At 69.3% G+C, this 23,583-nt stretch carries 17 protein-coding genes and 2 pseudogenes; 13 read left to right on the top strand and 6 right to left on the bottom strand.

The features are described from left to right. Nucleotides 1–62: 62 nt before the first annotated feature. Together AB0H42_RS08375 and AB0H42_RS08370 are read right to left on the bottom strand one after the other, a co-directional pair. Nucleotides 63–782: a sigma-70 family RNA polymerase sigma factor gene (locus AB0H42_RS08375; RefSeq protein ID WP_357051748.1), complete on the bottom strand. Its 720-nt coding sequence runs from the start codon at nucleotides 780–782 to the stop codon at nucleotides 63–65. Nucleotides 783–983: 201 nt separating this feature from the next. After that, the gene (locus tag AB0H42_RS08370; RefSeq protein ID WP_357051745.1) at nucleotides 984–1,586 is read right to left on the bottom strand and encodes a hypothetical protein; all 603 of its coding nucleotides are present in this window, start codon (nucleotides 1,584–1,586) and stop codon (nucleotides 984–986) included. A gap of 335 nt (nucleotides 1,587–1,921) precedes the next feature. Between AB0H42_RS08370 and AB0H42_RS08365 the strand changes: the two genes are divergently transcribed. The 8 genes from AB0H42_RS08365 to AB0H42_RS08330 all read left to right on the top strand — a co-directional run bounded on the left by AB0H42_RS08365 (nucleotide 1,922) and on the right by AB0H42_RS08330 (nucleotide 15,233). Continuing rightward, nucleotides 1,922–3,001, top strand: coding sequence for an ABC transporter substrate-binding protein (locus AB0H42_RS08365; protein WP_357051742.1), 1,080 nt, complete (start codon nucleotides 1,922–1,924; stop codon nucleotides 2,999–3,001). After that, nucleotides 2,991–4,055, top strand: a complete 1,065-nt coding sequence (locus tag AB0H42_RS08360) for an iron ABC transporter permease (RefSeq protein WP_357051739.1) — start codon at nucleotides 2,991–2,993, stop codon at nucleotides 4,053–4,055. The genes AB0H42_RS08365 and AB0H42_RS08360 overlap by 11 nt, the downstream gene beginning before the upstream one ends. Beyond that, nucleotides 4,052–4,900, top strand: coding sequence for an ABC transporter ATP-binding protein (locus tag AB0H42_RS08355; RefSeq protein WP_357051737.1), 849 nt, complete (start codon nucleotides 4,052–4,054; stop codon nucleotides 4,898–4,900). The genes AB0H42_RS08360 and AB0H42_RS08355 overlap by 4 nt, the downstream gene beginning before the upstream one ends. A gap of 344 nt (nucleotides 4,901–5,244) precedes the next feature. Beyond that, complete coding sequence (locus tag AB0H42_RS08350) at nucleotides 5,245–6,132, top strand: TauD/TfdA family dioxygenase (RefSeq protein WP_357051734.1); 888 nt, start codon at nucleotides 5,245–5,247, stop codon at nucleotides 6,130–6,132. After that, entirely contained in the window at nucleotides 6,129–6,698 is a 570-nt protein-coding gene (locus AB0H42_RS08345) for an FcoT family thioesterase (RefSeq protein ID WP_357051731.1), read from the top strand. Before AB0H42_RS08350 ends, AB0H42_RS08345 begins: the two co-directional genes overlap by 4 nt. Further along, nucleotides 6,695–8,461 (top strand): AMP-binding protein, encoded by a 1,767-nt coding sequence (locus tag AB0H42_RS08340; RefSeq protein WP_357051728.1) that lies wholly within the window; start codon nucleotides 6,695–6,697, stop codon nucleotides 8,459–8,461. Before AB0H42_RS08345 ends, AB0H42_RS08340 begins: the two co-directional genes overlap by 4 nt. Then, nucleotides 8,458–12,699 (top strand): AMP-binding protein, encoded by a 4,242-nt coding sequence (locus tag AB0H42_RS08335; protein ID WP_357051727.1) that lies wholly within the window; start codon nucleotides 8,458–8,460, stop codon nucleotides 12,697–12,699. Before AB0H42_RS08340 ends, AB0H42_RS08335 begins: the two co-directional genes overlap by 4 nt. Before the next feature lie 248 nt (nucleotides 12,700–12,947). Continuing rightward, on the top strand, nucleotides 12,948–15,233 hold the full coding sequence (locus AB0H42_RS08330) for a heavy metal translocating P-type ATPase (RefSeq protein ID WP_357051724.1): 2,286 nt from the start codon (nucleotides 12,948–12,950) through the stop codon (nucleotides 15,231–15,233). On the opposite strand, the gene AB0H42_RS08325 is transcribed toward AB0H42_RS08330, so the two are convergent. The 4 genes and pseudogenes from AB0H42_RS08325 to AB0H42_RS08310 all read right to left on the bottom strand — a co-directional run. Then, nucleotides 15,222–17,159 carry a cytochrome c oxidase assembly protein gene (locus AB0H42_RS08325; protein WP_357051721.1) on the bottom strand — a complete coding sequence of 646 codons (1,938 nt, stop codon included), beginning with the start codon at nucleotides 17,157–17,159 and terminating at the stop codon, nucleotides 15,222–15,224. The genes AB0H42_RS08330 and AB0H42_RS08325 overlap by 12 nt on opposite strands. A 191-nt stretch (nucleotides 17,160–17,350) precedes the next feature. Next, nucleotides 17,351–17,515 (bottom strand): annotated as a pseudogene (locus tag AB0H42_RS08320) (iron transporter); the annotation flags it as partial. 396 nt (nucleotides 17,516–17,911) lie between these two features. Next, on the bottom strand, nucleotides 17,912–19,108 hold the full coding sequence (locus AB0H42_RS08315; RefSeq protein WP_357051717.1) for a lipase family protein: 1,197 nt from the start codon (nucleotides 19,106–19,108) through the stop codon (nucleotides 17,912–17,914). Between the two features lie 150 nt (nucleotides 19,109–19,258). Further along, nucleotides 19,259–20,023: pseudogene (locus AB0H42_RS08310) on the bottom strand (oxidoreductase); the annotation flags it as partial. A gap of 343 nt (nucleotides 20,024–20,366) precedes the next feature. On the opposite strand from AB0H42_RS08310, the gene AB0H42_RS08305 reads away from it, so the two are divergent. From AB0H42_RS08305 to AB0H42_RS08285, 5 genes are all read left to right on the top strand, one after another. Beyond that, nucleotides 20,367–20,648, top strand: a complete 282-nt coding sequence (locus AB0H42_RS08305) for a hypothetical protein (protein ID WP_357051714.1) — start codon at nucleotides 20,367–20,369, stop codon at nucleotides 20,646–20,648. Between the two features lie 499 nt (nucleotides 20,649–21,147). Then, on the top strand, nucleotides 21,148–21,480 hold the full coding sequence (locus tag AB0H42_RS08300; protein ID WP_039822337.1) for a PadR family transcriptional regulator: 333 nt from the start codon (nucleotides 21,148–21,150) through the stop codon (nucleotides 21,478–21,480). A gap of 2 nt (nucleotides 21,481–21,482) precedes the next feature. Continuing rightward, nucleotides 21,483–21,842 (top strand): DUF1048 domain-containing protein, encoded by a 360-nt coding sequence (locus AB0H42_RS08295; RefSeq protein ID WP_357051711.1) that lies wholly within the window; start codon nucleotides 21,483–21,485, stop codon nucleotides 21,840–21,842. A 9-nt stretch (nucleotides 21,843–21,851) separates the two neighbouring features. Continuing rightward, nucleotides 21,852–22,661 carry an ATP-binding cassette domain-containing protein gene (locus tag AB0H42_RS08290; RefSeq protein WP_357051708.1) on the top strand — a complete coding sequence of 270 codons (810 nt, stop codon included), beginning with the start codon at nucleotides 21,852–21,854 and terminating at the stop codon, nucleotides 22,659–22,661. A 9-nt stretch (nucleotides 22,662–22,670) separates the two neighbouring features. Further along, nucleotides 22,671–23,432 carry an ABC transporter permease gene (locus AB0H42_RS08285; RefSeq protein WP_357051706.1) on the top strand — a complete coding sequence of 254 codons (762 nt, stop codon included), beginning with the start codon at nucleotides 22,671–22,673 and terminating at the stop codon, nucleotides 23,430–23,432. Nucleotides 23,433–23,583 lie beyond the last annotated feature (151 nt).

Genomic DNA, 23,583 nt, shown 5'->3' with positions numbered 1-23,583 from the left:
CCGGTGGCCGGTGCGCCGGCCACCGTCGCGGTACCGGAGTTCGCGCGGAGCACGCGATAGCGTCACCGCGCGTGTGCGAGCGGGACCGACGACGTGCCGGAGGGCCGGGCGTCCCTGGGGAATGCGTAGACCACCGTGGGATCGGCGTCGATACCCCGCCACAGCTCGACCAGGGTTTCCCGCGCCCGGGCGACCCGGGAACGGATCGTGCCGACCGGACAGTCGGCGGCCCGGGCCGCCTCGGCGTAGGTCAATCCGAGGATCTGGGTGAGCACGAACGCCTCGCGGCGATCCTCGGGGAGATGACGCAGGAAGTCGGCGACGACCATCTCCTCACCCACGTCGCTGTCGTGGCGGTCACGCCGTTGCTCGATCGCTGTTTCCCAGTCCGCGCCGCCGGCGGTTCGCGGCCGGGCCGAGGCGTTGCGCAGCCGATCGATCACCGCGCGCCGGGCGATCGACAGCAGCCAGGTCCGCGCGGTCGAGCGTCCGGCGAAACGCGGCAAACTGCCCATCGCTCGCAAGAAGGTCTCCTGGGTGAGGTCGTCGGCCGACTGCACATCGGTGAGGTGCGCGACGAAGCGCCAGACATCGGCCCGCGTACACCGGACGAATTCCGCCAGTGCGGTCCGGTCGCCTGCCCCCGCCGCGAGGGCCAGCGCGGTGAGGTGCTCATCTGGGGCATGGTCGCCCGCCGGGTGACGGCCGGAAGACGGCGCCGAGTCGTGCGGGGAGCAGCGTAACCGCCCGCATCCGGGCAGCATGAAGTGCAATGTGTCCATCACAGCAAGCTTCTGATCGGGACGCAGACGCGGACGGCATCGCGATCGCGCCGATCTCCGCGCATGCATGCACCGAGAGGGCGCGGCACGGACATCAGCAGATCACGTCACCGCCGGTGCTGCGCCGGTGACGGTATACCCGCCGCGTGCCACGGAAGCCCCGATCGCCCGCGGAATTCCACGGAAGAGGCCGGCCGGCGGTCACGCCGTCGCGGCGGATGGTGAGAAGAGGCCGATCTCGCGTCCGGGTGGCCCGCGGCGTGCCAGCGCGTGCCGTAGGAACTCGACCGCTACCGCCGGTTCGTCCGGTCCGTCGGCCGGTTGCGCGGGCACCGCGGGACGGGCGACCGGCAGCGGCAGCAGGAGGAGCGGTACCAGGATGCGCGTGTACAGGGCCGCGGCGAGTGAGAACGCCGCGCGTTCCCCACACCACAGCCAGACGCCGCACACCAGAGCCGCCAGACCGTGCGCCAGCAGCATGGCCGGCGTTCGTGTCTCGGTCAGCCGGCCGGCGGCCTCGGCGTGGCCGGTGTGCCCACCGGCGGGGTCGGCCGCGAACCACAGGTGCAGGAGGCCTTGGCCGGCGAGTAATCCTGTCGTGATCGGTAGCAGCCCGCGTTGCCGGTCGGCGACCGACCAGGCCAGAGCTGTGAGCAAGGCGACCGCGAGAGCCAGCGTCGACAGGGAGATGGTGTGCGCCGACGTCAGTGTGTGCCCGGATGCCGACAACAGCACGCAGATCAGCGCGAAGACCCATGCACGGCACGCCCGGGCGAGCGGCGAACGGTGCGCTGGACTGGTCATGGTGCCGTCTATCGTCGCACCTCTTCGGGACCGGCGGCAGGGTGGGGCGCGGGTCGCCCGGCGCTCGTCTGCGGCGGTGACTCTCCCGGGCCTCATTATGCGGAACCGGGGTGGGCGCTGCCCCTTCCACAGATTCTGCTGCTGGTACTCGGCGGCATTGCGCTGTTCGGGGTGGCGCTGCCCGGCGCAACCGGCAGGTGCACTGTGCGCATGCCGCCGCGGCCGGCGCCGAAGTTCGAGTCACCGCCCGGGAACCGCCGGTACCCCGCGCGCGACTACTGCGAGGAGTGGGCTCGGCCCGCGATCGGCGAAACCACGAAAGGTGGATACGCGGCATGAAGGTAGTACGACGGCTTTCGCGGCCGGCGCTGTGCGGACTGCTGCTCGCGGGTACGGGGCTGCTGGGCGCCTGCGGCACCTCCGGCGCCGGAGAGTCCGCGAGCGCGGGAGAAATACCGGCCGGATACCCGGTGACCGTGGACAACTGCGGATTCGAGCAGACTTTCGACCGGCCGCCGTCGCGTGTGCTGGTCCTGCAGGGGGCGTCGGTAGGGGAGGCGGAGACCTTCGTCTCGCTCGGGCTCGAGGACTCGATCGCCGCGAACACCCAGTTCTACGGTGTCTCCGATATCCCGGGTATGGCGGAGAAGGTCGATGCGCTGTCCAAGGGCGGTCTGACCCTCAACGCCGCCGCCGATGTCCCGGCCGAGCAGGCACTGGCGCTGCGTCCGGATCTGGTCGTATCCACCTGGTCCGGCGGTTTCGACCCCGAGTTCGGTTTCGCGAGCCGGGAGATGCTGGACCGCGCCGGGATCCGCACGCTGGTGAACCCGGTCAACTGCGCATACGGCAAACCGGAGAACGTCACGCCGGCCGAGGAACAGAAGTACCGCACCGGGTCCACCGAGTCCTCGCTCGAATTCATCGAGTTGATCGGCGAGGTGTTCGGTGTCTCCGAGCGGGCCACCGACCTCACCACCCACCTGCGCGGTCGCATCGAAGCGACGAAAACGGCTGTGGCAGGACGGCAACCGAAGCGAATGCTGATCGCCTTCCCGGATATGAGTGTGATGAACGCCAACGGCCTGCCGGCCGTGTTCTCGGGCACCATCTACGACTCCGTGGTGCGCGCCGCGGGCGGTGAACCGAGTTTTGCCGACGGTGGCTGGGATCTCACCGGCAACCTCAGCGCCGAACAGCTCGCCGCCGCGCCGGTGGATGTCCTGGTGATCGGCGCGTACCGGCCGGGCGAGGATCTCGACGCGGAGGCCGCGAAGTTGTTCGCCGCGTATCCGCAGTGGAACGCCTCGAAGAACAAGACCTATGTGAAGGTTTCCGATGGCATCTATCTCGGCCCGGCCAACGCCGACGCGATCGACAAGATCGCCCGTGTCGCCCACCCCGATGCCTTCTGACGCCGCCCGGACGCGCTGGAAGAGTTCGGGACGGTTTCCTTTCGGATCCGTATTCATCGGCGGCGCGGTCGCGGTCGTGCTGGCGTGTCTCGCCGGTGTCGCGCTCGGGTCGGTGAACGTCCCGGTCACCGAAGTCTGGGCCACCCTCCGCTATCAGATCCTGGGATTCGGCTCGGCGCCGGACGCGTTGCACGCGATGATCGTGTGGCAGTTGCGGGTTCCCCGGGTACTGGCCGCGGTGCTGGTCGGCGCGGCACTGTCGGTCGCGGGCGCGGTGCTGCAGGGTATGGTGCGCAATCCGCTGGCCGATCCGTTCGTCCTCGGGGTGTCCTCCGGCGCTTCGCTGGCCGCGGTCGCGGTCATGTCCTCGGTCTCGGCCCTGTGGATCCGCAATCTGGGTGTACCGGTCGCGGCGTTCGTCGGCGCGCTCGGGGCGTTGCTGCTGGTCCTGGTGTTCGCCCAGTATCAGGGCCGGTTCACCGGCCCGCGTATCGTCCTGGCCGGTGTCGCGGTCGGGCAGGTGGCCGCGGCCGGGACGAGCCTGATCCAGCTCGGCTCCGAACCCGCGGAGATCCGGGGCATCCTGTTCTGGATGATGGGCAGTGTGGCCGGGGCCGAACTCGGTGCGCTGGCCGTGCCCGCGGTCCTGGCCGTGGCCTGCCTGGGCTGGTTGCTGGTGCAGGGGCGCAACCTCAACGCGCTGTCCATGGGGGACGATGATGCGGTGGCGCTCGGCGTCGACGTGAACCGGCTGCGGCTCCAGCTCATCGTGATCGTGGCGGTCCTCACCGGTCTGGCGGTGAGCGTCGCGGGCGGGGTCGGTTTCGCGGGGCTGATCATTCCGCATATCGCTCGGTTCGGGGCGGGTTCGGACTATCGGCGGTTGCTGCCCGTGACCGCGGTGCTCGGGGCGGCGTTCCTCGTGCTCATCGATCTCGCCGCGCGGGCGATCGACCCGCCCAACGAGTATCCGCTGACCATCTTCACCGCCGCCCTGGGCGGGCCGTTCTTCCTGTGGCTGCTCGGGCGCAGCAGGTCCGGGGGCGCGGTATGACCGGCAACAGCGAAACGACCTCCCCGGGCGCATCCGTAGAGGTGGCCGGGTTGCGGGTGGATATCGACGGCACGACCGTTCTCGACGATGTCGCCCTGACCGCGGCGCCGGGCCGGGTCACCGCGCTGATCGGACCCAACGGTTCGGGGAAGTCCACGCTGTTGCGGGCGGTCTACCGGGCGTGCAAACCGGCGGCCGGGGTGGCCCTGATCGACGGCCACGACGTCTGGCGCGCGCCCGCCAAGGAGATGGCGCGGACCCGTGCGGTGGTGACCCAGCATCACGGTGCGGCTGCCGATTTCACGGTCGGGGAGATCGTGGCAATGGGGCGGTCGCCGCACAAGAAGTATCTACAGCAGGATTCGCGACGCGACCGGGAGATCGTGCTGGCGGCCATGCGCCGGGTAGGTGTCGAGGTTTTCGCCGACCGGCCGTTCGCCGGCCTGTCGGGTGGCGAGCGGCAGCGGGTGCTGCTGGCGCGAGCGCTGGCCCAGCAGGCGCCGGTGATCCTGCTCGACGAGCCGACCAGCCATCTCGATGTACACGCCCAATTCGCGCTGTTGCGGCTGCTACGGGAACTCGATGCCACGATCGTGCTGGCGGTACACGATATCGGGCAGGCACTGGCGTACGCCGATCATGTCGTGGTGCTCGCGGCGGGCCGGGTCGCCGCCGCCGGGGACCCGGCCACGACCCTCACACCGGAGCTGCTGCTCGAGGTTTTCGGGGTGCGGGCCCGGATTCTGACCAATCCGCTCACCGGTCGCCCCCATGTGGTGCTGGCGCTGTCGGAGGAGATGGATGCCCACCCGGTGGATATCGTGCCCCGAACACCCGGCGGGTGAGCGGCGGCGCGGCCCCTTCCACGTTCCACCAGGAACCGTGGACGGGGTGGACCGACCGCTCTGCCGAGTCGGTCGCGAAACGGCACCGATCCGAGGTGGAGTCCGTCGGAGCCCGCGGTCGCCGATCACCTGAAAGCGCTCGGCTCCCCCGCGTTACCGGTAAGTACCGAGATCGGCGGTGCGAGACGGCCGTCACGGTGCAGCGCTGCGGGAACCGCGCATCCGTCGCATCCGACTACTCCTCGTGACAGCAACGGCTCCTGGCGGGGCGGCTCGTCGGCTCCATTCACCACCCGCGGTCATAGGGGCGCAGTTCCGTAACCGCACAGCTGGACAGAGGACATATGAGGATCGACACCCGGACCGGGGGCGGTCGTGGTATCGAAGTGCGCGATTTCTCGGCGGTGGCAGCCACCGCGGACGAGGTAGCGCTACTACGGCGCCACCTCTACCACGACAAGATCGTCGTTCTCACGCAACAGGCGCTCGGCGTCGCGGAGTTCGTCGCGCTCGGAGCGGCTTTCGGGACCCCGGTCGCCTATTACGAGCCCATGTACCACCATCCCGACAGCGAATACGTCTTCGTCTCGTCGAACGTCGACCGCGACACCGGCCGGGTGGGCGTACCGAAAACCGGCGCGTTCTGGCATTCGGACTATCAGTTCATGCCGGAACCGTTCGCGGTCACGTGCTTCTATCCGCAGCGATTACCGGCCGCCGGCCGCGGCACCTACTTCATCGATATGGCTCGGGCGTACGGGCGCCTGAGCCCACGGTTGCGTACCGCGATCGAGAACACCTACTGCCGCCACAGTGCGCGCCGCTACGTCAAGATCCGTCCGGGCGATGTGTTCCGCCCGCTGGGTGAGGTGATCGCGGAGGTCGAACGTCGGACACCGCCGCAGCGGCACCCGACCGTGTTACGGCATCCGGTGACGGGCGAGCGCCTGCTCTACCTCTCCGAGGCGTTCACCTATGCGATCGAAGACGGCTCGGGCAAGGCGTTACCCGGCACCCTGCTCTCGGATCTGCTGGCCGAATCGGGGCAGCTCGACGACAGCTGTTCCCACCCCAATATCTTCCTCCAGTCCTATGAACCCGGTGATCTCGTGCTCTGGGACAACCGCACGCTCATCCACCGTGCCCTGCACAACCCCGGTAACGACCGCACCGAGTCCTATCGGGTGACCGTACTCGACGAATTTCCGCTCACCAGTGAGGAAGCCGTATGACCGCCACCGACCCGGCGACCGCCGTGGCCGTCTCCGACGCGACGGCGGACGATATCGCGCTGCTGGCCCGGGCCGTGCGTCCGTACGCGCGCAAGGGCACGGTCTACCTCGAGCGCGCGCATGCCGTGCGGCGCGGCGAATCCGTGGTCGGGGTGGGCGAGTTCGCGATCGACCGGAGCTGCTATATCGAGGACACCGGTCATTTCAACGCCGTGGAGTTCACGATCTCCTACAACCAGTTGGTCTACTACGCCCTGGCCGTCGCCATCCGCGACCGGCTGATCCCCGAGCTGGCGGACTGGTCGATGGACGACTACTGGGCCAGGCAACTGCCGTCGGTGCTGATCAGCACGTTCGACAGCCGGTACCGCCGACCGATCGACTCCCGTTCCTACACTGCGGAACTGACTATCGGAGAGGTCACGTTCCGGAACCGGTCGCGACCGCTGTACGCGGTGCAGACCGGTGTGGAATTCGCCGACTCGGCCGGCGGCAGCGCCGTCGGCGATATCGAGATCGTGCTGCTGGACCCACCCGGGCACCCGGCGGCCGGTGCGACCCGATGAGGGGCCCGCACACTCTGGTGACGGCGTTGGCGCACCACGCCGTCCCCAGAGCACAGCAGCCGGCGCTCATCGATTCTTCCGGCACGGTGGACTACGCCGAACTCGAAGACCGCTCGGCGGCCGTCGGGTGTGCCCTGCGGTCGGCGGGTGTCGACGCGGGTGATCGCGTGCTCTATCTGGCGCAGGACACGATCGCGGTCTACGAACTGCTGTTCGGTTGCGCCCGCATCGGGGCGGTCCTCGTGCCCGTGAACCAGCGACTGGCCGCCGCGGAGATCGGCTACATCCTCGAACACAGCGCAGCGCGGCTCGTGGTCACCGATATGCCCGACCGGCTCGGCGCGTATCCCGCCACGGTGGTGGACTTGCCGGGCTATCCGAAGTGGCGGGACGGGGCCCGCGGCACGGTCTCGGAACCGTTCCCGGCGACCGCCGATACCCCGGTCGTGCAGATGTACACCAGCGGCACGACCGGGCGGCCGAAAGGCGTGGTGCTGGCGCACCGGACGTTCTTCGCGGTCCGTTCGCTGCTCGACGAGGCCGGGCTGGACTGGATCGATTGGCGCGACGGGGACGTGAGCCTGGCCGCGCTCCCGTCCTTCCATATCGGTGGAATGTGGTGGGCCGTCCAAGGCTTGAACTCCGGCGTGGCCACCGTCGTGCTGCCGGCGTTCACCGCCGCGGCCGCCGTCGCCGCGGTCCGCGACCACGGCGTCACCACCTCCTGTTTCGTCCCCGCGATGCTGCTGCTCATGCTGTCCGAGCCGGGCACCGGCCCGGCGGATTTCGCGTCGCTGCGCAAAATCGTCTACGGCGGATCGCCGATCGGCCCGGACCTGCTCGCCCGCGCGGTGGACACCTTCGGATGCGATTTCGCCCAGATATACGGGCTCACCGAGACCGGCAACACCGCGATCTGCCTGCCACCCGAGGACCACCGGCCGGGCCGCCGGCTGCGGCATGCGGCCGGTCGGCCGTACCCGGGCGTCGGCATACAGATCCGGCGTCCTGACGGGACGGCCGCCACTCCGGGCGAATCCGGTGAGGTGCTGGTGCACAGTCCGGCTCGGATGGTGGAGTACTTCGCCGACCCGGCGGCCACCGCGGCCACGGTGACCGAGGACGGCTGGGTGCGTACCGGCGACGCCGGATATCTCGACGACGAGGGGTATCTCGTCATCCGCGACCGGGTCGAGGATCTGATCATCGTCGCGGGCGAGAACGTCTACCCGGCGGAGGTGGAGAAGGCCATCGATGCGCACCCGGATGTGCACGAATGCGCGGTGGTCGGCGCACCGGACGACCGCTGGGGTGAGCGGGTGCACGCCTTCGTTGTCGCACGACCCGGCACCGGGCTCACCAGGCGGGACCTGATGCTGTTCCTGACCGGACGGCTGGCCGGGTTCAAGGTGCCCTCGCGCTACGACTTCGTCGAGGCGATCCCGCGCACCCCCAGCGGCAAGATCCTGCGCCGCGAACTGCGTGAACGGTTCTGGCCGATCGTGATCGACGCGTCAACTGAGGCGTCGGGCCGCGGCGGGTCGCGGCTCGATCGGCAGCGGGTGATCGACGACCTCGCGGAAATGTTGTTCGTGCAACCGGCCGAACTGACCGCCGACACCGATCTGGCGGATCTCGGACTGGATTCGCTGCGGCTCACCACCTTGGTCGAGCGCTGGCGTGCCGCCGGCGCGCGGATAGATTTCGCCGGACTGGCCGAAGAACCGGTGCTCGGCGCATGGTGCACGCGTTTGGGCCTGTGACGGCACCGCCGGGGCGTGCGCTCACCGCGGCACAGCGCGGCATAACCGATGCGCTGCGCCTCTGGCCGCAGCGGCGGGCGTTCACCCTGGCCGAATACCTGACGGTGCGCGGGCCGGTCGAGCCGCACCTGTGGGCCGCCGCCGTCCGCGGCATGATCACCGACACCGAAGCGCAGCGTATCCGCCTGATCCACACCGATTCGGGGCCGCGACAGGTCATCGACCCGGCGGACCGGGTACCGGTGACAGTCACCGACCTCTCCGAGGAACCCGCACCGGAGGAAGCGGCGCGGGCGCGGATGGAGGCGGATCTGCGAAAACCGTGTGATCCCTACGCCGGTGTCACCGCCGCGCATCTGGTACTGATCACCGGCCCGGGGACACTGCTGTGGTACCACCGGGCCCACCACGTGGCCCTCGACGGTTACGGTTTCGCCCAGTGTGCCCGCCGGGTCGCCGAACACTATCGGGCGCTGTGTGGCGGCTCCCCGGTGCCGCCGCCCGAACGCGGACTCGACGAGGTGATCGCCGAGGATCGGGCCTATACCGAGTCGGCGCGGCACGACGCCGACGGCGCATATTGGCGATCGGCGCTGCCGCACCGCAGCGCGCCCACCCCGTCGACCGAACCGCTGCCTCCGGTCGCCGAACGGCTGCGGACCCGGCGCGCGCTGCCGCGGTGGCGGCCACCGGCGGGTGCCCGCTACGGGGTGGGGGAGTCGATATTGGCCGCGGTGGCGATCCACCTCGGCCGTCACCTCGCCGAACGCGAGATAGTGCTCGGTGTGCCGATGATGAACCGGATCGGGTCGGTCGCCGCCACGGTGCCCACCATGGTGCTCAACGCGGTCGCCGTACCGGTTCGCAACGATCCGGCCGAGACCGTGGCCGAGCTGGCGGGAGGGATCGGGCGGTCCCTGCGCGCCGCCCGGAGGCATTCGCGATACCGGCACGAACGACTGCGTGCCGAACTCGGGCTGCTCGGCGCCGGCCGCAGCCTACTCGGGCCCATCGTCAACATCATGCCGTTCGATTATGAATTCGGTCTGCCCGGTGTCGAGACGACGGCACGGAACCTGAGCGCGGGTCCGGTCGAGGATCTGTCGATCAATGTGTACCTGCGCGGCGGCAGTGCGGAACTGATCGTCGACGCGCACCCTGGACGCTACAGCGCGGTGCAACTCGACGCCCACGCCGACGCTGTGGTCCGGATGATCGAGGCGGTGGCGACGGGAGCGGGGCAGAAGGTCGCCGATCTCGGAATCGACTACGTGCTACTACAGTCCCCCGCGGCGGCGCTCCCGGATCATCCGCTGGAGCTGTTCGCCCGGCACGTCCGATCCGATCCGGACGCTCCGGCACTGATCGACGGTGACCACCTCGTGACGCGCGGTGAACTGCTGGCCGCCGCGCTGGCCCGGGCGCGCGTATTGACCGGCCACGGCGTGGCACCCGGCGATCTGGTCGCCGTCGTCCCGGGTGGCGAACCCGACGATATCGTCACTATGCTGGGTATCGCGGTCGCGGGCGCGGCCCACGCCGCGCTGGATTCCACGCTTCCGGAGACCGAATTACGAGAACTGCTCACCGCGCTCGAACCGTCGGTGCTGGTGCACGACGGCCGATTCGCCGCACTGGCGGCCGAGGTGGCGCCCGGGGTCCCTGCTGTTGTCCCGGCACCGGAAAGCGCTACGCCGCGGCAGCTCACCGGTTACTCATTGCCGCCCGGCGCGGGCTATGCGGTGCTCACCTCGGGCTCGACGGGCCGGCCCAAGGCCGTCCGGGTCGGCGGTGGCGCCCTGGCCGTTTTCGTCACCGACGCGGTCCGGCGCTACCGCTGGGGGCCGGGAGACCGAGTGGTGCAGTTCGGGCCACTGCACGCCGACACCAGCGTGGAGGAGATCTTCGTGACCTTGGCCGCGGGCGGCGCGATGGTGGCCACCCGCGCCACCGACCGCAGTTCACCGGCCGCCCTGCTCGCGCTGGCCGGCCGCACCGGCGCCACCGTCCTGGACCTGCCCACCGCGATCTGGCACGAACTGGCGGTGGCAGTGGACGTGGGCACGTTCGCCATCCCACCGTCGGTGCGGCTCGTGGTGATCGGCGGAGAGGAGGCGTCACCGGAACTGGTATCGCGCTGGCACGCCCGCGGCGGACCGCCGCTGCACAACAGCTACGGTCCGAGCGAGGCGGCGATCGTCTGCGCGAGCACCGCACTCGTCCCGGGTTCGGCGCCACCGGTCCCGCTGGGCACACTCTTCCCCGGTATTGGTGCCGCGCTGGCGGTGGACATGCTCGCCGCCGACCCGGACCCCGGTTGCGGGCTGCTGTATCTCTACGGGCCGGCACTGGCCGACGGCTATCTGCCGCCGGGCGACGGATTCCGCGAGATCACGGTCGCCGGGACCACCGTGCGTGCCTTCGGCACCGGCGACCGGGTCCGCGTACTCGACAACGGCACACTCGAATTCGTCGAGCGGGTCGACGGCACGGTGAAGGTCGGCGGACAGCGGGTCGGCGTGCGCGCGATCGAAGACCTGCTGCGCCGCGAGCCGGGCATCCGGGACGCCGTGATCACCCGGCACGGTGAGTTCGCCCTGCACGCGCTGGTCACCGTGACCGCGCCCCGGTCGCCGGACTGGTGCGCCGCGGTGCGGCGGCGGCTGGCCGAGCGGCTGCCGCCGGCCTGGGTTCCGGCGCGGGTGCGCGTGGTCGAGCAGCTACCGCGCACCCGCAACCTGAAAGCGGACCGGTCCGGGAGTGCCGGGGACGACCCGGCGCCGGGTGATACCGCCGCGCGGGTGCTGGCGGTATTCGCCGAGATCCTGGGCCGCGACGATCTGACCGCGGCCGACGATTTCTTCGCGGCGGGCGGCACCAGTATGCAGACCATCGCCTTGGCGAACCGGCTCACTGTGGCGCTCGGAGTCCCGGTGGAGGTCGACGATGTGCTCGCCCGGCCCACCGCGGCGGCACTGGCCGCACCGGCGGGCCGCGGTCGGCGCGACGGCCCGGATCTCACCGCCGAACGTGCTGGTCTGCGGGCGGATCTTGCCGCGGAAGCCGCCCTGCGAGTGGATCTTGCCGGTGAGCGCAGCGAGCTGCGGGTCGATCTTGCCGGTGCACGTGGCGTTCCGCGGGCGGGCCTCGCCGGTGCACGTGGCGCTCTGCGGGTGCATTCCGCCGGTGAACATGCTGCTCTGCGGGTGGGCGGCACCGCCGCGGCGCCCACACCCGCAACCGCCGGCCCGGTACTGCTGACCGGCGGAACCGGGTTCCTGGGCGCCTATCTGCTCGCGGAACTCCTGAACGCCACCGAGGACGATGTGGTGGTGCCGGTGCGCGCCGGGGATCCCGAGCACGCCCGCCACCGGTTGCGCACCGCCTGCACAGCTGTCGTCGCTGCGGAAATCTTCGATGCCGCGTGGGAATCGGGACGCGTGCGCGTCGTGACAACGCCGCTTGCCGAATTCGCCGCGGGCGCGGCCTCGTTCCCCGCGCCGAGCCGGATCGTGCACAGCGCGGCCGAGATCAACGCGGTCCAGGCCTACAGCGGACTGCGGCCGGCCAATGTGGAGTCCACCGCCGCGCTGTTGCGCCTCGCGTACCGGACCGGGGCTGCGCTCACCCTGGTGTCCACTGCCACCGCCGCCGGGCCGCGCGGGGGACTCGGGGAACCGTCCACGCTGCCCACCGGCTACGCGCAAAGCAAGTCGGTCGCCGAACATCTGCTCGCGACGGCCGCGCACGAGTTCGGTATCGCGGCCACCATCGCGCGCCCGGGCCGGATACTGCCGCATCCGGCGGATAGCCGGGGCGCGCGCGGGGACTTCCTGCACGCGCTGGCCGCGGCCGCCGCGGCCGTGGGTGCGGTGCCGCGGACCGCACTGCGCGAGCCGATGGTCCGCGCCGACGATGTCGCCCGTCTGGTGACCGCTCCGACTCCCGCGCGTTCCACCCGCTCGCCCCGCATTCTCGACCTCTTCGGGCCGGAACCGGTGGGGTTCGCCGAGGTGCTCGGCGCGCTCACCACGGCCGGGTCCGTCCCCCTGGACCGCTGGCGTGGGCTGGTCGCGGCCTCCGGGGCACTGCCCGTACCGCACCGGACCGCCGTGCTCCGCTGGTGCGATATCCAGCTCGCCGGTTTCGACCGTGACTGGGCGTCCGACCACGCGGCACCCCTGCCCGCACGTAGCGCCGCCGAAGTAGTCGAGCTCCTCGGGCTGCGTATCGGATGAGCGGCCCGGGGCCCCGCTACCCGCGGGCGAGGTGAGGCGCGCACACGGCGAGCCGAGCGGACAGCGATTCCTGTGCCACCGAGCAATCCACGCGCCGATTCTCACATCACCGGATCGCGTGCTGTCGCCGGGATCACCCCGGTGGCCGGGAACCGTGCGCTCCCGTCGTCCGACTGCTCGATCGTGCCGAAATCACCGATCATCCGTCCGTTGCCCGGCCCGTGCCGTCTCTGTGGAACGGCGCGGTGATGCCGGCCCTACCGGACATCCTCGCGCCCGAGCGCAGCGCCCGGATCCGCCTCACTGTCGGCGGCATGAGCTGCGCGGCCTGCGCCGCCCGGGTGGAGCGCCGGCTCAACAAGATCGACGGTGTCACCGCGGCCGTCAACTACGCGACCGGTACGGCGACCGTCGATGCCGACCCGGTGATCACCCCGGCCCAGCTGTGCGAAGAGGTGGTTGCCGCCGGGTACTCCGCCGAGCCGACCCCGCCGGAGCGTCCCGCTTTCGCCGAAACGGCCGCCGAGGAGACGGAGGTGACGGATCTACGCCGGCGATTGTTCGTCGCGCTGCTGGCATTCTTCCCGCTGGCCGATCTGTCGGTCATGTTCGCGTTCATTCCGAGCGTTCGTTTCGACGGGTGGCAGCTGCTGCTCACCGTCCTGGCGCTCCCGGTGGTGCTGTGGGCGGCCGCGCCGTTCCATCGGCGCGCGTTCACCAACGCCCGGCATCGCGCGGCGAGCATGGACACACTCGTCTCCGTCGGTGTGCTCACCGCGACTCTGTGGTCGCTGCACACCATGTACCTGAGTCCCGCCCGCACCGAAACCCCGGACGGTGTCTGGGCGGCGATCTGGTCCAGCGATTCGATCTATCTCGAGGTGGCCGCGGGTATCACCACCTTCGTCCTGGCGGGTCGCTACTTCGAGGCCAAGGCCAAACGCGCCGCCGGTGGTGCGTTGCGGGCGCTGGCCGCACTGGCGGCCCACGAGGTCACCGTCCTCACCCGGGACGGACGTGAGATCACCGTGCCGGTCTCCGAATTGAACACGGGCCAGCGGTTTCTCGTCCGGCCCGGGGAGACGGTCGCCGCCGACGGCACAGTGATCGGCGGGGCCACCAGCCTCGATGCCGGTGCGATGACCGGCGAATCGCTACCGGTCGAGATCGCCGCCGGCGACCGGGTGACCGGCGGCACCGTATCGCTGACCGGGCGCATTGTCGTGGAGGCGACGGCGGTGGGCCCGGATACCGCACTGTCGGCGATGATCCGGCTGGTGGACGAGGCACAACAGGGCAAGGCGCGGATGCAGCGTGTCGCGGACCAGGTCTCCGCGGTGTTCGTCCCGTTTGTCTTCGTGACCGCCGCTGCCACCTTCGTGTCGTGGCTGCTGCTCGGCCACGGGGCCGACGCGGCGGGTGCGGCGGCGATCGCGGTGCTGGTGGTGGCCTGCCCGTGCGCACTCGGCCTGGCCATCCCGACAGCACTGATGGTGGCCTCGGGCCGCGGCGCCCGGGCGGGCATCTTCATCAAGGGCCACCGGGCGCTCGAAGCAACACGGGATGTGGACGTGGTCGTTTTCGACAAGACCGGGACCGTCACCAACGGTTCGATGCGCGTGGTCGGCGTCACCGCCACGGGAATCGACGCGGCGGCGGCGTTGCGGCTGGCCGGCGCGGTGGAAGCCGCGTCGGAGCACGCCGTCGCGGCGGCGGTGACACAGGCCGCGCGGCGGGCGGGGGAACTCCCGGCTACCGAAGCATTCGCGGCGCTTCCCGGCCTCGGGGCCCAGGGGCGCGTCGAGGGCCGGGAGGTCCTCGTCGGGCGTCCTCGACTGATGGCCGAGTTCGGCTGTGTGCCGCCGGCGGCGCTGGCCGCCGACCTCGACCGGCACGCCCGGGCCGGACGCACAGCGGTGTTCGTCGCCGTGGACGAAACCGTTGTGGCGGTGATCGCGGTCGCCGACACGGTCAAGGAGTCGGCGACCGCCGCCGTCGCCCGGCTCCACCGGTTGGGCCTGCGGACCGTCATGCTCACCGGAGACAATACTTTCGCCGCACAGGCCGTCGCCGACGAAGTGGGCGTCGGAGAGGTGTTCGCCGAACTGCTGCCACAGGACAAGGTGGATCGGATCGCGCAGTTGCGGGCGGCCGGGCACCGGGTGGCCATGGTCGGTGACGGCATCAACGACGGCGCCGCGCTGGCCACGGCGGACCTCGGACTGGCTATCGGCACCGGCACCGATGTCGCCCTCGCGGCCGCCGACGTGATCCTGGTGCGGCCCGACCTGCACACGGTGCCCGACGCCGTCGAACTTGCGCACGCCACCTTGCGCACCATCCGGGCGAATCTGGTGTGGGCGTTCGGCTACAACGTCGTCGCGATCCCGGTCGCCGCGCTGGGCTGGCTCAACCCGCTGATCGCCGGGGCGGCGATGGCCTTCTCGTCGTTCTTCGTGGTCACCAACAGTTTGCGGTTGCGCCGGCACCGGTCGAGTACGAACGCGCGGAGGGCCGCTGAGTCAGCTGCGTGAACGGGCCAGCTCCGCCAGCATCGCGTTGTAGGCCGCGAGGTCGGAATCGCCGTACGTCTCGTCCTTCCGGTCGGTACGTACGGCGGTCCGCCGGTCCTGGGCGACCCACTGGGTCAGCAGGGCGCCGACCACGATCAGTACTGGGACCTCCCCGGCCACCCAGGCGATACCGCCGCCCGCGTGCTGATCCGCGGACAGATCGATACCCCACGGCAATTGCAGGTTCGTGTAGAAACGGCCGCCGATGACCGACGCGGTCGACATCACGACCACGCCGAAGAACGCGTGGAAAGGCATGATCGCGAACAGCATGCCGAGCCGCCCGAGATGTGGGAGCCGATGCGGACCGGGGTCGATACCGATGATGGCCCAATAGAACAGGTAACCGACGATCAGGAAGTGCACGTTCATCAGCACGTGCCCCCAGTGATAGCTGATCAGATTCTCGAAAAGCGAGGTGAAGTACAGCCCGTACAACGTCACCACGAACACGGGAATGGAGAAGCCCGGATGTGCCAGGACAGCGCTCGCCCGGGAATGCAGCACCTCGAGCAACCCTTCACGCAACCCGCGTAATTCGCCGCTGCCCGCCGCCGGTACCACCCGCAGCAGCAGCGTCATCGGCGCGCCCAGTACCAGCAGCACCGGTACAACCATGTTCAACGCCATATGGGTGATCATGTGCAGGCTGAACATCGCGTACCCGTACGCGCCGATACCCGACGAGGTCGCCACGAGCAGGCTCAGGCAACCCAGGACCCAGGAGAAAGTGCGTCGTGCCGACCAGGCGTCACCCCGGCGGCGTAACCGCACGACACCCACCGCGTAGAGCGCGATCCCGGCCAGCGCCGCGCCGCCGAGGACGATATCGAACCGCCAGAAGGTGAGCAGCTGCCACGCGGTCGGCGGAGCCACGATATCGAAGCCGATGAAGGCCTCGTGCGCGCTGAATCGGCGGCCCGCGAACGCCGGCGCCGGCCGCACTCCCGCGGCGGCCGGCAACGCCACCGCGAGCAGTGCCGCGGCTCCGGCCATCGTGAACAGCGTCGCGGCACGTGCCCGCATCCGGCCGGCCTGCCACACGAGCGCGGCGGCGAGACCGCCGCAGACCGCCGCGCCGAACACGAGCCGCCCATAACCGGTGGCCAGCAGCAGATCCGGCGGCAGCAGCAGCGCGATCAGCGGCCCGCCGGTGAGCGCGGCGACCGCCAGGCACAGACCGGTGAGCATCCGGACCCGCCGGATCACGGTCGCACAGTGCGCGCCGTTGCGTCGCAGATGTGCTCCGGCGCACCACAGCACGCCGCAGCACACCGAGAGAGCCGGTTGGAAGAGCAGCACCGCCCCGGTCGCGTAGTCGTGGCCGGGTCCTTCGCCGGCATTGCCCACGACCACCGGCGGCAGTATCCCGATCGCGGCGCACAACAGCGCCGTCACCGCGCCGAGCCAGGACAGGGACAGCCGGGCGATCAGCGCGACCCCGGCGGCGAGGAGCGCGACGACCACCCATGCCTTGGGCTTCTCGCTCGCCTCCAGCAGCGGGCCCAGGGTGCCGTCGCGCAACAACGCCGGAGTCGTGGAACCAGCGATATCCGCCGCTGTGACCGGGACCAGGGCTACCGCCGCCACCGCCCATACCGTGGCGGCGTGTTCGACGACCCGGAGTCCTGCGTACCCGTCCACGCCGACCCGTCCGCGGCCGGTGGTATCGGTGCAGCACACGGTGTACACCAGCGCGCCCAGCGCGACCGCGCCGGCCACCATGGCGAGCGCCCGCAGCACGGTGTAGCAGATCGCCTGGGCGAGGCCCGGGAAGGCGGTACCCGCCGCGGTATAGGGCATTTCTCCGGCCGCTATCGCGGCACCGGCCACCGCGGACACCGCGAGTGCCGCCGTACCGACCCACACTGTCCGCGCCGAGATCATTTCGATGCCCCATCCTGTCTCTCCGCGGTCCGCCGAGCGTCCGGTCCGTTCACTGCCGATCGGTAGTCGTCTGGACGAGGCCGGCGGTTCCGCGACAGGCACAGATGTGGTGCGGCTCTCGGCTCTCGTCCGCGTCGACTACGGCGAGCGCAGGGGGTGGGCGGGGCGTCACACGATGATTTCGATCCGGGTCAGTAGCCCTTGGAACGGAGGAAGTCGGCGACTGTGATCACCGCTCGGGGTTTACGCGGGCTTCCGGCGAGCGCGGCGTAGGGCAGGGCGATGATGTTGTCCTGGCGGACGGCTGTGGTTCCGGCCATCAGCGGTTGGGCGCGCAACTGATCGATCTTCGCCTGGTCACAGTGACGTAACTGAGCGCCGTGGAGGGTTGGATCGGATGGGGGAATGCCCTTTCGGGTCCTCGGTCCGCCGCGGTCCTCGGTTGCCCTGGTCAGAGGCCTTCGAATTCGCCGGTTTTCATCGTGCCCGCCGGTTCGAACAGCCGAATCGCGGTGTCCTCGGTGGTCACAGGGCAGTGGTCGCAGTCGGAGAAACGCGCCCGCTCTTTGAGGGGCCGCCGACGGCGGGCTGTCGCGACCCTCCGGGGCATGTCCACCTTGCGGGCTCGGGGCGCTCTCGGGCGGGGTGGTCCTCCTGGTGGTTCGTGCCGACTCTCACCCACACGGCCTCGGCCGCATGCATACGTCGGCGACTCTGTCGATTCCGATCGGGGAGTGCGGGGATCGCCGCGCTCATGGAGTCGCGCAGGTGTCGGTGGCGGGTTCTCCCGACAGTGCCGCGGCCACGAATCGCTGTGCGTCGGCCAGTGAGCTGGGGACGGTGGCCCGGTGGTCCTGGCCGTCGTAGATCCGGTAGTCGACCGTCGCCCCCTTGCCGCAGAGCGCGTCGACGAGTGTGTCCGTACTCGGCCGGGTGACCAGCGTGTCCGTGCTGCCCTGGGCGATCATCACCGGCACCGCGGGCGCGGTGACGGACGGGTCTTGTTCTTCCAGGTACCGGGTCAGGGGGCCGAAGTCGGCATCGGGTTCGAAGATCTCGGTGGCCGGGATCGGTGGAACTTCGCGAATCTGCGCCACGCAACCGGTGTGTGCCGCGTGCAGCATCGGCTGTGCGGCCGGTGTGAACAGCTTGCCGGGGTCGATCGCCGGTTGGACGACGTGCGCGCCCAGCACGATGAGCGGTAGGAACGCCGCGGCGGCCGCGGCACCGGGCCGGCCGCTGTCGACGAACTCGACCATTCGGCTGAGGCCGATCCCGCCCGGCGCGATGGCGACGGCGCCTTTCAAGGAGAGCTCCGGCTGCCGGGCCGCGGCGTACTGGGCGGTGAACAACGCTGCCTGGCCGCCCTGGCTGTGTCCGGCGGCGACCCAGGCCGTGCCGATCGAACGATTGAGCGAGCGGGCTGCTTGCACAATATCGGTCACAGTGTTCGCTTCGCCGAGCCCGTTGATGTACGGATGTCCGCCGGGTGTTCCCAAGCCCTGGTAGTCGGTTTGGACAACGGCGTATCCATGCTGGATCCAGGTGTCGAGAACCTGGGTCACCGGGCCGAGATAGTCGTGGGCGGGACCGGTGTCGGTGTCCCGTGAGGGCGCGCAGAGATCGGCATACCCCGTCGTTCCGTGCGCCCAGCTGATCACCGGCCATCCCGCGGTGGGCGGGGCCGACCGGGGTACAGCGACCGTGCCCGATACGACGATCGGCCGCCCGTGCGCGTCGTGGGAGGTGTAGGCGATCAGATCCGTTCGCGCGGCACTCGGTAGCGCCGCGACGGTGGTCAGTGGCCGGGCGCCGAGGAGCTTACCCCCGGGCACCGGAGGGACGGCCGGGGCGACGCCGGCTCCGCCACCGGCGACGGTGATCAGGACCGCGCCGACGACTACGACGGCCGTCGCGTACAAGCGACGGGTCGAGCGGTGAATGAACATAATTGACCTCCGGAACCGGAATTCCTGATGAGATGAGCGCCGGTCCGCGGGCCGTGCTCATCGGTGATCGTGTCGTCTACCGGGATCACCGGGTGGTGATCGGCGGATTCGGGCCTTTCCGTACCGGGCGGTGGTGGTCAGCGCGCCATCCTCGCCGAATTCGCGCCCGGCGACGCGCACCGGAATCGCGAGTGAATCGCCGACCTCCGCCGCGACCGCGCGGATCACCTCCACTGCCGCGCGCGCCCGGTTCTCGAGAGATCCGCCGTATCCGTCGGTGCGCCTGTTGTCCGCCCGGCTCGAGAAGCCGCCCAGTACATAGCCGTGCGCGACGTGGATCTCGACCGCGTCCCCGCCGGCGTCGCGCACCCGCGCGGCGGCCGCGGCGAAGCAGCGCACCAGCCAGTCGGTATCGTCCTTCGTCGCCTCGTGACAGGTGGCGTGCCTGCCACCGGTGACGGCCCCCGGCTTCCGCAGCTCGTCGGGAGTGTTGTCCGCCAGAGCGGACAGGTCGGAGGGGCCGCCCGGCGCCGAGGGGACCAGCAGCGGCCGCCCCTGGACGGTGTCGATCCGAGCGATCTTGCCGTGGTGCGACATCTGTACGCACAGTGCGCTGCCCGCGGGATGGACGGCGTCGGCCAGAGCTTTCGGCCCGGGTAGGAACCGGTCCTCGGAGAGACCGGGTTCCTTGGTGCTCGCGCACCCCATCGGGTAGGCGACAGCGCAGGCGCCGGTGATGATCGGCCCGGTCCCGCCGCCCGCACGGGCGGCGAAATGATCGATATCGCCCTGCTCTATTTCGCCGTCGTCGCAGAGGTTCATATCCATCGCCGGCAGGACCACTCGGTTGGCCAGGGACATCGGGCCGATGGTCCCGGGAGCGAGCAGGTGCGGGAAGGTCTGCGTGCCGGTCACGAGTAGAAGCTAGATCGCGGCGGCAGTTACGTGACGGACCGTTCTCGATCACCGAGACCACGACCGGAACCGCGGTCGCGCTCGTCACCGTAGACAGCCACGATCTCGGCTCCGGGTGATCGTCGTCGTGCCGGAACCGATGATCGCCTCCGCCCACCGCGTCGCGCGCTCCCTCTAGCCTGTCGGAGGCCCGCCCCCAGTCATCCGTCATCGCCCACTTCGAACCGGAGAGCACGTGTCCTCCTCTGGGAAATCGGCTCGCGGCCGGTCGAGCCGTAACCGCCGCTCCGGTACCGCAATATGAGCCGGGATCGATGAACGGATCCGGTCTAGGCTCGCGGATATGGCACCGGACCCGGACGACACCCCGCCTGCCCGTAATGGTGCCGGGTTGTCGGCACTGCTGCTCGGTATCTTCGCGGTCGCGTTCGCCTTCGTTCCTTTCGCGAGCGAGATTCTCACGGCACCGGCCGGGTTGGCCGCTGTGATAGCGAGTTTCATCGGCTGGGACCGGGTCGATCGTGGTATCGCGACCAATCGGAAGGACGCGCTCGTAGGCGGTGTGCTGGGAGTCATCGCGCTGATGATGACGTTGCTGGTCTACGCGGCGACAAGCGCAGCGTAGACGTCGCCGGTCGGACAGCGCCGCGACTGGTGATCCGGCCGGGTCATCCACGGCCCTGTTCTCGGTGTGCACAGGGCATCGAGGGTGCGGAAATCCGTGCGCGCCGTCCTGGCTCAACCGCTGACATCTACCGGCGGTGCCCTCGCTCGTCGGGCCACGGTCGGCGAGGGCGACCAGGTGTCCGGGCACAGTCGTGAAGAGCCTGGCGGTGGCGCGATATGCCGCCGACGAGGCTTCGAAATGGTTTGTACCTTGATCTTGCGTATACGTGCAACTATACGTATATTCAGCTTCAGGCGTGTACGTATACATCTACTTATGATCAGCTGGCGGGTTGGAGTCGATCGCTTGGTACGTCGATCGGCACGGATCTGTCTGCCCTCTCGGCCGATTCGGCCGGTGGTCGCGTGGGTGAGCCGGCCGAGCGGACTTGCGGAACTACTACTCGGTGTTACTATGTAGTGGTAGTCAGTGTCACTGAGTAGCTAAGGGAGTGTTCATGGGCAAACAGGAGACGGAGATGCTCAAAGGAACGCTGGAGGGCATTGTGCTGGCGATTCTGCTCGGCCGTCCCGCGTACGGCTATGAGATCACCGCATGGCTGCGGGAGCAGGGTTTCTCCGATATCGCCGAGGGCACCGTTTACGCCCTGCTGGTCAGGATCGAGAAGCGCGGATTCGTGGACGTGGAAAAGGTTCCCTCGGAGAAGGGCCCCCCGCGGAAGGTGTATTCCCTCAACGCCGCAGGACAGGAATATCTCGACGAGTTCTGGAGGACCTGGAGCTTCCTCGCTGAACGTATCGAACAGCTCCGTGTAAAGGGAGGCAAATAGCCATGGAAATATCGGATCTCGCCTCGAAGGTGATCGGCGACCTGGGCGACAAGAAGCGGTGGCGGCAGTACAAAACGCGGTCCAAGCAGCTGCCCCCGAATTATCGCACCGCGGTCGAGGCTTTCGAGCGGTACCTGCTGTACGGCGGAGCGGGAGGCGGCGGCGTCGCGCTGTTCGACGACCTCATCGATCTGTTCGAGCAGAGCGCGGCCGATGAAATCCCGATCCGGGAGGTCGTGGGAGCCGACCCGGTGGGGTTCATCGAGACCTTCGCGCGGAACTACCAGGAGGAATCCTGGCTCAATAGGGAACGGGCTCGGCTGAACAGCGCCATCGAGCGCGCCGCCACAGAAGGAAAGTAGGGCCTTTCGATGACGACACAGCAAGCTCCGGCGATCCGCGTACAGGGTCTGCAGAAGTCCTACAACAAGACGGAGGTGCTGCGCGGCGTGGACTTCGACGTCGAACGGGGCAGCATCTTCGCGCTGCTCGGCTCGAACGGCGCCGGTAAGACCACCATTGTGCGGATCTTGTCCACCCTGCTCGCAGCCGATGCGGGAACGGCCGGCGTCAACGGCTTCGACGTCGCCACGCAACCGGGCAACGTACGGGAATCCATCAGCCTCACCGGACAGTTCGCCGCCGTCGACGAAATTCTCAGCGGCCGGGAGAATCTCGTGCTGATCGCCAAATTGCGGCACCTGAAGAACGCGGACACCGTCGCCGACGACCTGCTCGAGCGTTTCTCACTGACCGACGCGGCCACCCGGAAGGTATCTACGTATTCCGGTGGTATGCGCCGTCGCCTCGATATCGCCATGAGCCTCATCGGGAACCCGCCGGTGATCTTCCTCGACGAGCCCACGACCGGGCTCGACCCTCAGGCGCGCATCGAGGTGTGGGACGCGGTGAAAGAACTCGCCGAGCACGGCACGACGGTGCTGCTCACCACGCAATACCTGGACGAGGCCGAACAACTCGCCGACCGGATCGCGATCCTGCACCGGGGCCGGATCATCGTCAACGGAACCCTCGCCGAGCTGAAACAGCTACTCCCACCTGCCGAAGTCGAATATATCGAAAAGCAGCCGAGCCTCGAGGACATCTTCTTCGCTCTCGTCGGAGACGATGACCACAAGGGCACCCCCGGAAATGACCGCGGCGCGGTTCGGACGAAATAGGAAACCATGATGACCACGCATTTCTTCGCCGACACCACCCTGCTGCTGGGACGATCCCTGCGTCACATCACGCGTAGCGTGGACACCATCATCACGACCACGATCATGCCGATCGCGTTCATGCTGCTGTTCGTCTACGTCTTCGGCGGCGCGATCGACTCGGGGTCGGATTCGTATGTCCAATATCTGCTACCCGGCATCCTGCTCATCACGATCGCATCGGGTATCTCCTACACTGCTTTCCGGCTGTTTCTCGATATGAAGAGTGGCATCTTCGAGCGATTCCAGTCGATGCCGATAGCACGGTCGTCGGTGCTGTGGGCGCATGTACTGACCTCGCTGGTCGCCAACCTGATCTCTGTCGTGGTCGTCGTGCTCGTCGCCCTGCTCCTGGGTTTCCGCTCCGGCGCCGGAGTGCTGTCGTGGCTCTCGGTGACCGGGATATTGGTCCTGTTCACTCTGGCGCTGACCTGGATCGCGGTCATCCCCGGCCTGTCCGCGAAGACTCCGGACGGCGCGAGCGCGTTCTCCTACCCGCTGATCTTCCTACCGTTCATCAGCTCGGCGTTCGTGCCCACCGACACCATGCCGGGTCCGCTTCGCGCCTTCGCCGAGAACCAGCCGGTGACCTCCATCATCGACGCCGTCCGCGCCCTGTTCTCCGAGCAGCCGGTTGGCAACGACATCTGGATCGCCCTCGGCTGGTGCGTCGGGATCCTGGTCGTCGCCTATCTCTTCGCCATGAACACCTACCGCCGCAAGATTTCCTGAGCCGCGTCGGCCGAGATCGTCCGTGGTGGCTGCACAGCGATGAGATCACCCGGCCCGCGGTCGAGCGTGATCGGGATGCGCCCGATCCATCGCTCGGGACGGAAGACCGGCCCGTTCCCGAGCGCGGCCCGGCGAGTAGCTACTCGCCGGG

The sequence above is a fragment of the Nocardia sp. NPDC050799 genome, from assembly GCF_040654015.1.
Taxonomy (GTDB): Bacteria; Actinomycetota; Actinomycetes; order Mycobacteriales; family Mycobacteriaceae; genus Nocardia.
Note: the sequence above shows the minus strand (reverse complement) of the source record. Positions and strands in the feature narration are given on the sequence as shown.

Bases quoted from the DNA above. Each gene is read 5' to 3' on its own strand.
- AB0H42_RS08375 (WP_357051748.1), bottom strand. From the start codon at position 782: ATGGACACATTGCACTTCATGCTGCCCGGATGCGGGCGGTTACGCTGC.
- AB0H42_RS08370 (WP_357051745.1), bottom strand. From the start codon at position 1,586: ATGACCAGTCCAGCGCACCGTTCGCCGCTCGCCCGGGCGTGCCGTGCA.
- AB0H42_RS08365 (WP_357051742.1), top strand. From the start codon at position 1,922: ATGAAGGTAGTACGACGGCTTTCGCGGCCGGCGCTGTGCGGACTGCTG.
- AB0H42_RS08360 (WP_357051739.1), top strand. From the start codon at position 2,991: ATGCCTTCTGACGCCGCCCGGACGCGCTGGAAGAGTTCGGGACGGTTT.
- AB0H42_RS08355 (WP_357051737.1), top strand. From the start codon at position 4,052: ATGACCGGCAACAGCGAAACGACCTCCCCGGGCGCATCCGTAGAGGTG.
- AB0H42_RS08350 (WP_357051734.1), top strand. From the start codon at position 5,245: ATGAGGATCGACACCCGGACCGGGGGCGGTCGTGGTATCGAAGTGCGC.
- AB0H42_RS08345 (WP_357051731.1), top strand. From the start codon at position 6,129: ATGACCGCCACCGACCCGGCGACCGCCGTGGCCGTCTCCGACGCGACG.
- AB0H42_RS08340 (WP_357051728.1), top strand. From the start codon at position 6,695: ATGAGGGGCCCGCACACTCTGGTGACGGCGTTGGCGCACCACGCCGTC.
- AB0H42_RS08330 (WP_357051724.1), top strand. From the start codon at position 12,948: ATGCCGGCCCTACCGGACATCCTCGCGCCCGAGCGCAGCGCCCGGATC.
- AB0H42_RS08325 (WP_357051721.1), bottom strand. From the start codon at position 17,159: ATGATCTCGGCGCGGACAGTGTGGGTCGGTACGGCGGCACTCGCGGTG.
- AB0H42_RS08315 (WP_357051717.1), bottom strand. From the start codon at position 19,108: ATGTTCATTCACCGCTCGACCCGTCGCTTGTACGCGACGGCCGTCGTA.
- AB0H42_RS08305 (WP_357051714.1), top strand. From the start codon at position 20,367: ATGGCACCGGACCCGGACGACACCCCGCCTGCCCGTAATGGTGCCGGG.
- AB0H42_RS08300 (WP_039822337.1), top strand. From the start codon at position 21,148: ATGGGCAAACAGGAGACGGAGATGCTCAAAGGAACGCTGGAGGGCATT.
- AB0H42_RS08295 (WP_357051711.1), top strand. From the start codon at position 21,483: ATGGAAATATCGGATCTCGCCTCGAAGGTGATCGGCGACCTGGGCGAC.
- AB0H42_RS08290 (WP_357051708.1), top strand. From the start codon at position 21,852: ATGACGACACAGCAAGCTCCGGCGATCCGCGTACAGGGTCTGCAGAAG.
- AB0H42_RS08285 (WP_357051706.1), top strand. From the start codon at position 22,671: ATGACCACGCATTTCTTCGCCGACACCACCCTGCTGCTGGGACGATCC.